8 protein-coding genes and 1 pseudogene are annotated in these 11,803 nt (G+C 53.7%); all 9 read left to right on the top strand.

From position 1 onward, the window contains the following. Window positions 1-334, top strand: a pseudogene (locus PAT3040_RS38055) (hypothetical protein); the annotation flags it as partial. A 728-nt stretch (window positions 335-1,062) separates the two neighbouring features. Next, the gene (locus PAT3040_RS17430; RefSeq protein ID WP_108993703.1) at window positions 1,063-2,358 is read left to right on the top strand and encodes an S-layer homology domain-containing protein; all 1,296 of its coding nucleotides are present in this window, start codon (window positions 1,063-1,065) and stop codon (window positions 2,356-2,358) included. 169 nt (window positions 2,359-2,527) lie between these two features. Beyond that, window positions 2,528-3,277 (top strand): ABC transporter ATP-binding protein, encoded by a 750-nt coding sequence (locus PAT3040_RS17425; protein ID WP_087566915.1) that lies wholly within the window; start codon window positions 2,528-2,530, stop codon window positions 3,275-3,277. Next, window positions 3,277-4,530 (top strand): ABC transporter permease, encoded by a 1,254-nt coding sequence (locus PAT3040_RS17420; RefSeq protein WP_108993702.1) that lies wholly within the window; start codon window positions 3,277-3,279, stop codon window positions 4,528-4,530. Before PAT3040_RS17425 ends, PAT3040_RS17420 begins: the two co-directional genes overlap by 1 nt. A gap of 420 nt (window positions 4,531-4,950) precedes the next feature. Then, window positions 4,951-5,859, top strand: coding sequence for an ABC transporter permease (locus PAT3040_RS17410; RefSeq protein ID WP_108993700.1), 909 nt, complete (start codon window positions 4,951-4,953; stop codon window positions 5,857-5,859). 13 nt (window positions 5,860-5,872) lie between these two features. Continuing rightward, complete coding sequence (locus tag PAT3040_RS17405; RefSeq protein WP_108993699.1) at window positions 5,873-6,808, top strand: carbohydrate ABC transporter permease; 936 nt, start codon at window positions 5,873-5,875, stop codon at window positions 6,806-6,808. A gap of 65 nt (window positions 6,809-6,873) precedes the next feature. Beyond that, window positions 6,874-8,430, top strand: a complete 1,557-nt coding sequence (locus tag PAT3040_RS17400) for an extracellular solute-binding protein (RefSeq protein ID WP_108993698.1) — start codon at window positions 6,874-6,876, stop codon at window positions 8,428-8,430. Between the two features lie 105 nt (window positions 8,431-8,535). Then, the gene (locus PAT3040_RS17395; protein WP_108993697.1) at window positions 8,536-10,761 is read left to right on the top strand and encodes a helix-turn-helix domain-containing protein; all 2,226 of its coding nucleotides are present in this window, start codon (window positions 8,536-8,538) and stop codon (window positions 10,759-10,761) included. Window positions 10,762-10,854: 93 nt separating this feature from the next. Then, window positions 10,855-11,803, top strand: a 949-nt coding sequence (locus tag PAT3040_RS37155) for a fibronectin type III domain-containing protein (protein WP_181376688.1), incomplete at its 3' end; no start/stop codon positions are given.

Here is an 11,803-nt window from a genome sequence, read left to right as displayed (position 1 = left end):
AGAGCGGGGCAACGTCAACGTCAATGGCAGTCGTGCGGCAATCTCGGCTGCCGCAGGTAAACAATCGGGACGGTCCGAAACGGGCGGGCGGTCCGATCGGCCTGGAGGTTCAAGCCGCGAGGCCGCAAGTTCGCGGACGAGTTCCAAGCCGGCACCAAGCAGGACTCAATCCCCCGGAAAAAAAGCAGAAAAATCTGCGACGAATCCGGCTGAGAAGCCCGCTGCCAAGCCTGTCACGAAGGCTCAAGCCAAGGAGCAGAAGAAACGCGAGGGCAAAAATAAAGGCGCTCCGAAATGGTTAAAAGAGAAACGGGATTCGGCGAAAAAGCAATAAAAAGAGTGCGTGATTTTACCAGTTTGGGAACAATCACATAAATGTTCTGAAATATTAGAGGTGGGGGCTCCCACCTCTATTTTGCTTTCGGCAGGGCAAGCAAATTAAAGCATTAAAGTATGCTTCAATGAGCCGAACTGGTGCAAAATCTTCGAATGAAGCATAAAAGTATGTTTCAATGAGCAGATCTGGTACTGTATCCGTACCAATAAAGTAGGCGAACGAGCAGCTATAGGCGTTAAAAACGCCGATGGACTGGAAAGTAACTCTGATTAGCACCCATAGGCGTTAGTAGCGCCTATGGCTCCCAAAAGTAGGCGAACGAGCAGCTGTAGGCGTTAAAAACGCCGATGGACCGGAAAGTAACTCTGATTAGCGCCCATAGGCGTTAGTAGCGTCTATGGCTCCAAAAAGTAGGCGAACGAGCAGCTGTAGACAACGCAAACGATTGGTGGAGGAAAGAAATAGAAGAATGGAGCGTGTTTGGCGTCGTCGTCTAATCAAACGGATGCGAATCTCAGGTGCGAATAGGCAGTGAACAGCGGGTTGAAATTGCATAAGGAGATTGTCCCAAAAGACCGCTTTTGATCACAAAGCAGGTTGCCAAGCGTACCCGACATAAAATTATTTTAATAGCCACCCCCCTTAAACGGACTTCCCCATGCGAAAGGTATGGGCGAAGGAATAAAGCGGCATGTCCCGCTAACGTTTAAAGGAGAGTGGCTATTATGACGAAAAAGACTTTATGGAAAAAGACGGCGGTTACCGCGACTGCGGTACTGATGCTGGCAAGCGGCGCGACGTCCGCATTCGCGCACTCGAACGATTACGATAATGGCAAGAATGGTAAAGGTAAAAACTGGGATCAGCACGATAAGAAGAACAAAAACGACAAGGACGATGACAGAGACGACGATGACAAGTGGGACAAAAACAAAGGTTGGGGCGACAACGACAACAAATATAAGGTCAAGTGGAACTTCGAGGATGAAGACCAACTGGAGTGGGCGCTTGAATACATTATGCGTCTCGCGGCGAAAGGCGTGTTCACGGGTTACGAGGATGGCACGTTCAAGCCGAAGCAGCATATCTCCCGCATTGAGACGCTGACGGCTGCCGTCAGGCTGATGGGGCTGCGCGCACAAGCGGAATCCGCAGAGGAAATGGGTACGGAGCTGAACTTCAAGGATGCAGACAAGCTGAAGAAAAAATATCCTTGGGCAGTCGGTTACGTATCCGTAGCACTGGAAAATGATTTGTTCGCCGAAACGGAGACAGAGATTAAACCGGAGCAAAACGCTACACGGTTATGGTCGACGATCTTGTTGATCAAATCGCTTAAGCTGGAGGAAGAAGCAAAAGCTTTGAACAACACGAAGCTGGACTTCAAAGACGCGAAGGAAATTCCGGCAGGCTCTGTCGGCTATGTAGCGCTTGCCTTGCAGAAGGGCATCATTACGGGTTATGAGGACAAACATGGCAATAAGACGTTCCGTCCGAACCAGCCAGTAACGCGCGCCGAGCTGGCGGCCCTGCTCGACCGTACAGACAACGAGATGCCGGATCACGACGCACGCGCCATTCAAGGTACGCTGAAGACTGCAGCCAATGGTGCTCTGACGATCGTTCAATCCGATAATACCGAATTGGCGCTTGCCGTTGATCCTACGGTCTTTATCTTCCGCGATGACAAAAAAGCGACGATCGCCGATCTGAAAGCCGGTGACAAGCTGTTCATCCGTACTTACCAGAACAAGGTCGTGTTTATCGAAGTTACAGAGAAGGCGCCGGTATCGACAGCGTTTACGGAGCTTGGCGTCATCAACACGCTGAATTTCAACGCTCAGGCGAAGCTGGCTACGATTACGGTTACTCGCACGGAGTCCAACAATTCGACGACTACGCTCATCTATAACGTGGATGCCAACGTATCCGTCGTAGGCGACGCCACCAAGCTGAAGATCGGCCAACTGGTCGAAGTCAAGGGCGAAAACGGCACCGTCAAAACGATAACGATCAAATAATAATGCAATCATTGTCCGGCAATACGCCGGTCATAAGCTGAGGCTGTCCAATCGGGCAGCCTCTTTTCTATTTTTGAAATTTGCCTCCAACTTCGGTATGCTGATAGATAGTAAACATGCAGGGTAATTAAGGAAAACCGTGGAGAGGATGCTGGATGTTATGAACAAAATGGACAAAGTGCTGCAAGTAAGCGGCTTGACCGGCGGATATAGTCCAAAGAGGCCAGTGCTGCATGAAATTGAATTCAGCATCAGACCGGGCGAGATGGTGGGGCTGATCGGTCTCAACGGAGCGGGCAAAAGCACGACGATCAAACATATTCTGGGGCTGCTCACCCCGCAGCAGGGCGAGGTGGAGGTGGCGGGTGTGAGGCTGGCGCAGCATCCCGAGAAATATCGATCGGCGTTCGCATACGTGCCGGAATCCCCGGTGCTGTTTGACGAACTGACGGTGGAGGAACATCTCCGACTCGCCGGGATGGCTTACGGCGTACCCGGACAAGACTATGAGACACGCGCCGAGGAGCTGCTTATCGAGTTCCAGATGGTGCCGAAGCGCCGTGCATTCGCCGCTCATCTCTCCAAGGGAATGCGGCAGAAGGTGATGATCATGAGCGCGCTGCTGGCTTCGCCGCCTTTGTATATTATCGACGAACCCTTTTTGGGATTGGACCCGCTTGGCATTCGTTCGCTGCTAGACAGACTGGTTGAGGTAAAGCGCAGCGGGGCTGCCATTTTGATGAGCTCGCATATTCTGTCCACGGTGGAAGCCTATTGCGATTCCTTTATCGTCATGCATCAGGGACGTATCGCCGCACAAGGCAAGCTGGAGAATATTCGGTCCGCTGCGGGCTTTCAAGAAGGGACGGGGTCGCTGGAGGATGCGTTCTACCGGCTCGTTGCAGGAGGGGAGAGCTGATGGCGGAGGCTGGAGCCCGGCTTGCGGTGACTTGGAGCGAACGTGCCCGCGCGTTCCGCAAGGAGATTTTTCCTTATTTGCGTTATATGGCGCAGAGCGGTTTTCCCGCTTTCCTATCATTATTGTTCATTGCTTCCGCCATCGGATATTTTGGTCTGATTCGGGACGTACCGCCAGACTTCCCCTTAATAGAAGTTGGCGTCGTCTTCCTGACGCCCGTACTCTGCTGGAGTCCTCTTCGTACTTGGCTTGCCCCGGCGGATGTTGTTTATTTGATGCCGAGAGAGCATGAGATGAATGTATATCTAAATCGATCATTGCGCTATTCGGTCATCTGGAGCAGTATTCTGGCCGCGGCCGTATTTTTGCTTTATGTGCCGGTCTACCAGCGCGGAGGCGGCGAGAACGATGTCTGGCTGTTGGCCGTGGCTCTGCTGCTCTTGAAAGGAGCCGGACATTACGGAGCTTGGCGCGAGCGGCGAATGTCATGGGGGGCTGCCCGGATTTTCTTTCGGCTTGGCCGTTGGCTGCTGACGGCAGGCGTCATCGGAGCTTGGCTCCTCTATCCGGAATGGCAGGCTGCCTTGTTTATGTTTATTTGCATGGCGCTGCTCGCTGCCGCATATCGTCTGCCGCGCAATCAGCGGTTCCCTTGGGAGCGGCTCATCCAGGAGGAAGAAAGGACGCGGAAGCGGTATTATTCGGCCTTCGGCATGTTTATCGATGTGCCTGTCGTCTCGGCTAGCATCGCCCGCAGGCCTTATCTGTCCTGGCTATTGCCGCGGATCCGCTACGGGCAGAACCATGCATATGTGTATCTGTACGCGGCATCGCTTATACGCACGGAGATCGGAGGCATCCTGATCCGTCTATTGCTGCTTGGCGGACTGGTATCCTATTGGGCTGCAGACGCCGCGACCCTCGAAGGATGGGGAGCTGCGATCTCCTATGCCATCTTCGCATTCGTTATGACGCTCCAGCTTGGAGGTCTGCGTTATGTGAACCGTTACACGGTTTGGAAAAACATTTATCCGCTCCCTTTGGATGGCCAGCGAGAGCAATTCGCCAGATTGGATAGGGCAGCATTGCTGACGGGACTCTCCATCCTGTGGTTGCCCGCGTCGTTGCCGCTGCTTCTCGGCGGTTATTACGTTGCGCCGATCTCCATTGCCGCAGCGATGCTGATCTATGTTCTTGCGATCCGTCCGGCGCGCTTGCGGAGAAAGCTCATGCTTGAGGCGGAGGAGGATTAACGAACAAAAAAAGCTCGAACAACCATTCACAGACTTGGCCCGCAACCCCGCCAGTTCCATACGGAACCGCGGCTCGCCGGCCAGGTCTGTTTTTTTGCGGGCAACGGACTTAAAACGGTCGGACTCGCGCTACGGCGATAATCCGACCGGAGAGTGGGCTCGCTGGCAGGTTCGGAATCCGATTCGAGTTCGAAAAGCGCTAATGGAGCATAAGAAACACATGAAAAACGATTGCAAAGGACCCGGAGTCAGCAAAAGAAGCGGCGTCCCGGAAGGCGCTCCGTACCGTTCGTTTGTGTTCTATTTGCGCTTCTAACAGGCGATTAGCACATTTCGGACTGTTCAGAGGCGGCTCTGCTGGCCTATTGTAGGAGTCAGCCCGTGAAACGTCACTGGACATGAGGAAGGAGCAGAATACGGATGGGATTCATCAGGGAACTAACGAAGAATCGCCAGCTTTACGCGTTGGCTATTCCGGGTATTATTTTTTTGGCACTGTTCTCTTACATCCCCATGGTCGGGCATCTGATAGCGTTTCAGCGTTTTCAGCCTGTCAAAGGAATTTGGGGTAGCGATTGGAGCGGACTTGCCAATTTCGAGTTTTTTTTCGGAGGACAGGATTGGCTGCGAGTTACCTTCAACACTGTTTATTTGAACGCGTTGTTTCTGGTGTTCGGCATCGGGGCGGCGCTGCTGCTGGCAATCTTCATAAACGAGGCGGGTTCGGTCCTGCTGCGAAAGCTTAGCCAGTCGCTCATCTTTCTTCCTTACTTTATTTCGTGGCTGGTCGTCAGCTTGATGATGCTTGCGTTTATGAGCTCGGACGGGCTGCTTAACGATTGGCTCGGCCGATTGGGTTTGGAAGGGGTGAACTGGTATCAGAACGCCAAGTTATGGCCGTTCATTCTGACTGTCGTCTATGTCTGGAAGTTTTCCGGTTATTATTCGATTATTTTTATGGCCGCCATTGTCGGCATTTCGAATGACTATTACGAATCGGCGCGAATCGACGGAGCGACACGGCTGCAGCAGATCGTTTACATTACGATTCCGTCGATCCGCTCCGTCATCGTCGTGTTGACGCTGCTCGGCGTCGGCCGAATTTTCTTTGGTGACTTCGGCATGATCTACGGCATTATCGGCGACAATTCGATCTTGTATCCGACGACCGACGTTATCGATACGTATTCGTTCCGGGCTTTGCGTCAATTAGGCAACTTCGGCATGTCTTCGGCCGTCGTGGTGTATCAATCCATTATGGGTTTGGCGACGATTTTGCTGTTTAACCGGCTTGCGCGGCGCATCGATCCCGATTCGAAACTGTTCTAGGAGGATGATGTTTATGGGCAATCAGCCGCAGCAATCTACCGTTCCGTCGCCTTCCGGGCAAACTCGTCAATCCGCTGGAAGGAGCGCGGGCGAATCCATCTTTTTAACCGTCGTGTACGCGGTCATTGTTTTATTCGGCGTCGTGTGCGTCGTGCCTTTCTGGCTCGTGCTTGCGAATTCTTTTGCGACGGAGGGCAGCTTTCTGGCGAACGGCTATCAAATGCTGCCGGAGGCCTGGAGCCTTGACGCCTATTCGTTCCTGCTGAAAGGCAAGCAACTGCTGCTCAGCTACCGCAACTCGCTGATGGTTGCCGTCGCGGGCACGGTCATCGCGGTGACGATTACGTCGATGTTCGCTTATGTAATTGCGCATCCGAAGGTGAAATACCGCAACATTATGGCATTTCTGACTTACCTCGCCATGGTGCTTGGCGGCGGGCTGGTCGGCTTCTATATTATGGTCGCCAATTGGCTTCATCTTAAGGACAGCCTGTGGGCGCTCATCCTGCCTTATGTATTGAATCCGTTTTACGCTTTTATTCTGGTCGCCTTTTACAAGTCGCTGCCTTACGAGATCAACGAAGCGGCAACGATCGACGGAGCGGGCGATATGCGGCTGTTCTGGAGCATCATCATCCCTGTCTCCACGCCGGTTATCGCCACGGTATCGTTGTTCTACGCCATTCAATTCTGGAACGACTGGTATTTGTCGCTGCTGTTCATCGACGATTACAAGCTGCATCCGCTGCAGCTCATGATCCGGCAATTGATCTCGAATCTGAACATGTCCGCTTATGTCGGCGGCGGCGCGAGCTACCGGGTGGCGGCTCCGGCCAGCTCGATCCAGCTCGCGACAGTCTGTTTGACCATCGGTCCAATCGTGCTGCTCTACCCGTTTTTACAGAAATATTTTGTCAAAGGCATTACGATCGGCGCCGTCAAGGGCTGACGCCAAACTTGATTTAGCCGGAAATCTCGGTTAAATATACAATATACACTCAGGAGGTCGTAACAATGAATATTCGAAAAGGAATGGCGGGGACGCTGGCTCTGCTGCTGACGACGAGCATGCTTGCCGCGTGTTCTTCGAACGGCGGCACGGACGCTCCCGCCGCGAGTCCCGGCTCCACGGCGGCTACGCAAGAAGGCAAGCTGGATCCCGTCACGCTGAAAATTATGATTCCGGGCGACAGGCCGCGAGACTTCGACGCCGTCATCGCGGAAGCGGAGAAACGGATGGCGGACTCCCTGAACGTGAAGCTGGACGTCGTGTTCGTCCCGTTTGCGGATCTCGCCCAGAAGACTCAGGTGACGTTGTCTTCCGGCGAACCGATCGATCTTATTTTCGATGCGCCGTGGCTCCATATTACCCAACAGATCGCCGCTGGCAGCTATGCGCAGCTGGATGATCTGCTGCAGCAATACGGCCCGAACATTTTGAAGAACCGGCCGCAGGAAATGTGGGACGCGAACAAGTTCGACGACAAAATTATGGCCATCCCGAACGGCGTTACGTTCGTCCAGGGCCGCGTCTACTATGTAAGGAAGGATCTGCGCGAGCAGCTTGGCATTGCGCCGATCGAGACGTATGATGATCTTATCAAGTTCGCTTATGCGGTCAAGGAGAACATGCCGGACATCGTGCCGCTGCTTCCGTCGGGTCAGGATGTCAGCAAAGGGTTGTCGGAAGGCGCCTACCGCCGCTATTGGAAGGAAAACGTCGACAATGTGATGCCAAGTCCGGTGCTGCCGGAATCGCTGGTGCTGTATACGAAAAACAACGACGGAAAAATTTACAACCTTTTCGAAGAGATGGAACCGTCGGTATGGTCCTGGATCGAAAACTCGCGCAAGCTCTATCAGGATCAAATTATTAGCCAGGACGTTCTGGCCATCAAAGAACTGCTTGAGCCTGCCAAACAAGGAAGAGTGGCGATCATTCCAAGCAACGAATTTGGCGTAGGCACCGATACGCAGCAAGCGCTCAAGAGCGTCAATCCCGAAGCCGAATTCGAGGCGGTTACGTTTATGAACGAGGAGAAAGGCGCCATCTTGACGAATGCGCTACAGTACAATTTTATAAGCGTGCCGGCCGTCAGCAAAAACAAGGAGCGCGCGATCCAGTTCCTGGATTGGGCGAATCAAAAAGAAAATTACGATCTGCTCGCCTACGGCATCGAAGGCACCAACTGGGAAGCGGTCGGCGATAACCAATACAAAGTGCTGGGCGACGGCTACGCCTGGTTCCCGTACGCGTGGATCTGGAATCCGACGCTGGACCGCCAGGATGCCGCCCAGGACGAAGAGACGTCGCGGCTCGACGCGTGGAGCGCGGACGTCGGCAACTTTACGATGGACGTGCTTGCCGGGTTTACGTTCGACAGCGCGCCGGTCGTCAATGAAATTTCGCAATACGTCAGCATCGAAGCCAAATATTATACGGCCATCTTTAACGGCGTTGTCGATCCGGACGATTATTGGAACCGTTTTAAGGCGGAAGCGGCGCCGCTGGCCAAAAAAATCCAGACGGAATTGCAGAGTCAGATCGACGCTTTTCTCGTTTCCCGCTAACGGCGATAGAGAAAACGCAGCAGGCAGTCAGCGGTTTTTCTCCAATAAGCAGCCGGTAGTCGACTTTCGGGAGCGGGAATAAGAACAGATGAAGGGGAGTTACGATTGCGACTGTTGCCTGAACAGACATACCTTCGGAATTTTTTGAAAATCGGAATTGGGTTCGCGATTATTATTCTGATCTTCTCCTTTTTCCTGAGACGGGAATATGCCGAGCAAGCTTATGGCGACGTGAATCGGCTGATGAGCGCCAAAACCTCGAGCGTCAGCCAGGGACTGGAATACCAGTTGGATCAGCTGCGAGCGTACGCGCTCAACATGTACCAGGACCCGGATATTTTCCATTGGCTGATGGCGGATCGCGGCGAGCCGTTGGTTGCGTCTTCCGCGCTGAAGTCGATATCGAAATTTTTGAGCTTGCAGTCCTTTATCGATACGACCTATTTGATCAATATGAAGACGCGGCAGGTGATCGACTCCGGCGACGGCATTCATACATTCGACAATTTTGCCGATCGGGGGGTACTGGATCGCATTCTCGAGCAGCCTCCGTCTACGCTGCGGTTTTACAATCACGAAAGCCCGGACGGGAATGCCCGCCTCGCCCTGATCGCGCCGGCGTACAAAAGCGGGATCAGCAGCCAAGGTTATGTCGTGATTTTGCTGGACAAAGAGCTGCTTGAGACGTATTTGCTGCAAAATTTGAACGAGGCATCCACCAATATCATGGTTGTGGACGAATCCGGAGCCGTCATTCTCGGCGGTTCTCCGGATATCGACGCCGAACAGATTATCCGACGCGATCCGGCTACCCATGAAACGAAGTCGGGCGATCAAATTTATTTGGTTCACTCTTACGCGTTCAAGGCCGAGGAATGGACGCTCCATTCTACCGTGCGGGTAAAGGACATCAGCAAAAATATCGATCGGATCCAGTTCCGCTTATTCGGCATGTGCCTGTTTCTGCTGATCGTATTGTCCGTCCTGTCCTACTGGAACTCGCGTCGCCAATTCAAGCCGTTCAGCCAGCTCGCAAGGCAGATCAGGAAGACGGTTGCGCCGGATGCGCAGATGGCCGAACAACGCAATTATTCGGAGTTCGCCGTTATTAAAACGGGACTCGACCATATGGTAAAAACGATGGATGAGATGAACAACATCATTCGCAATCATCGCGACGTGGTCAAAAACGAGCTTCTGCGGCAATGGCTGCTGCAGGGCGGCTACAGCAAGGAAATGGAAGAAAATGAAGCGCTGAGGCCGCTTCTGGTTTCGGACATTCGGCTGGCGGTCATTCGGATCAACCGGTTCCAATCGTTTTCGGAACGGTATTCGTACGCCTCCAGGAAACTCCTGCTGTACGCCATGGGCAATATCGCGGGCGAAATATTGAGCTGGCACGGCTTCGCGGCAGAGAGCGTGGATCTCGGCAGCGATCAGCTCGTTTTGCTGGTCGGGGGAGGCGCGGAAGACGCCGATCCGGTGCTTGCGCTCAAAGAATCGGACGCGGCGATCGGGCAGTGGCTGAATCTGAATGTCACCTCGGCGATCAGCGATCGAACCCCGATAAGGGCGAATATGCGCGCCCTGTATGAAAGAATCAGCGATTTGACGCTGCTGCGGTTTTTTGACGCGGACGACAAGGTTTACGTGGAAGCCGATCTCGCACATTATTTGCCCGAGCGGCAGTCGGATCTGGACGAAGGCGCCATCCATCAATTGATCGAGTCGACGAGGAAGGCGCAGAAGGAAGCGGTTCGCGAGCAGCTCGACGTCATGTTCGAAGAGCTCCAGAAGCTGACGTACGCGGAATGCCAATTCCGGCTTAAGCTGCTGTTGTTCCACGTCTTCAAGGCGTTCAGCAAGGCGATAGGCGAGCGGGAACAAGGCGCGGATCAACTGCTTCGGCAATTCGACACGTTGATGGACGTCAAAGATTGGCTCTACAGGCAGCTCGAAGCGCTCATCGACAGCGCGGCGCTTCAACATTCGTCATCCACGCGCAGAGAAGAGCTCGCCTCCGAAATATTCGATTACGTGAAGCAGCATTTGCACGATCCCATGCTGACGCTCGAAAGCATCGCGGACTATATGATGCTGTCAGGGAGTTATGTCCGTCTGGTATTCAAGGAGACATATCACATCACGCTTTCCGGCTTCATTCATCAAGAACGTCTGGAGCAGGCGAAGCAGCTGCTGCTGTCCACGGACTGGCCGGTGCTCGACATTGCGGAGCGGTCGGGTTTTCAATCCAAAACGACGTTTTTTACCTCGTTCAAAAAATATACCGGGCTTACGCCTAATCAATACCGCGAGCAGAATCGGGAATAACCTGCTCTCGCCTGGCCGTATCGGAATCCATCCGAAATCGGCCGGCTTTAACCAAGAGTGAAAACGCTTTCAAAATAGGAGGTTACGAATGATATGAGAACAGCTGCTGGAAAAAAAGGGATTCATCTGCTTCTTGCCTTTTTGCTTGCCATCGGGTTATGGCCGCCCGCGCCTGCCGCGGCTGCGGAACCGCAAGAGACGAGAACCAATCTGCTCGCTGCGGATATGGATACGGGGTTCGACGGCGGTACAAGTCCGTTTACGCTCGAGATTCCGACGTCCGGCGGTTCGCAGCAGATTGTGCAGATCGGCGGCAATAACGCGCTGGAATTTCGCGACGCATCGCTTGGCGCGAATGCAAACAGCTATTTCTTTTACGAGCTGACAAGCGGAGCTTTGCTGTCCCGGATCAATGACATTTACCGAATGCCGGTCGGGACGACGCCAACGGAATTTGTATTCGAATACAAGCTGCTCCGCAGCGCGGCGAGCACCAAGCCGGTGCCGGGCAATACATACGCCCAACTGCAGATGGCGCCGTACGACAACGTGAGCGTTCCGAGATTTCCAGCGGGTTATCCGAGCATAACGGGAACGGCGGCTTACACCAATACGACTCCAGACGAGCTGAAGACGGTTAACGACGAGGATCTCCCAAGCTACCGGTTCAGCATCGTGCCGAACGGGGGACAGAAGCTCATTACCAGCTTCAAGATCGCATTCAGCATTCGCGTAGATACGGGCGCAACGGACGAAGCTTACGTCATCGACGATCTGGCCATCTATGAAGCAGGGGGCGGCGTCCCTGGCGACGACGAAGCGCCAAGCGCGCCATCCGGTCTAATCGTCGCGGACATCACCGATACGAGCGTCAAGCTGGCCTGGACGGCGGCAACGGACAATACGGGCGTAACCAAATACGACATTTATCGCAACGGCGCGCTGTTGGAATCCGTAAGCGGCTCCACGCTGACGCATAAGGTTGCCGGACTGTCGCCGAACACGACTTACCGGTTCACCGTGAACGCCGGCGACGGCGGAG

It is taken from the genome of Paenibacillus agaridevorans, from assembly GCF_003112455.1.
Lineage (GTDB): Bacteria > Bacillota > Bacilli > Paenibacillales > Paenibacillaceae > Pristimantibacillus > Pristimantibacillus agaridevorans.
The sequence above is the reverse complement of the archived record's forward strand: the minus strand, read 5'-3'. Positions and strand labels throughout refer to the sequence as shown.

Bases quoted from the DNA above. Each gene is read 5' to 3' on its own strand.
- PAT3040_RS17405 (WP_108993699.1), top strand. From the start codon at position 5,873: ATGGGCAATCAGCCGCAGCAATCTACCGTTCCGTCGCCTTCCGGGCAA.
- PAT3040_RS17430 (WP_108993703.1), top strand. From the start codon at position 1,063: ATGACGAAAAAGACTTTATGGAAAAAGACGGCGGTTACCGCGACTGCG.
- PAT3040_RS17410 (WP_108993700.1), top strand. From the start codon at position 4,951: ATGGGATTCATCAGGGAACTAACGAAGAATCGCCAGCTTTACGCGTTG.
- PAT3040_RS17400 (WP_108993698.1), top strand. From the start codon at position 6,874: ATGAATATTCGAAAAGGAATGGCGGGGACGCTGGCTCTGCTGCTGACG.
- PAT3040_RS17420 (WP_108993702.1), top strand. From the start codon at position 3,277: ATGGCGGAGGCTGGAGCCCGGCTTGCGGTGACTTGGAGCGAACGTGCC.
- PAT3040_RS17425 (WP_087566915.1), top strand. From the start codon at position 2,528: ATGGACAAAGTGCTGCAAGTAAGCGGCTTGACCGGCGGATATAGTCCA.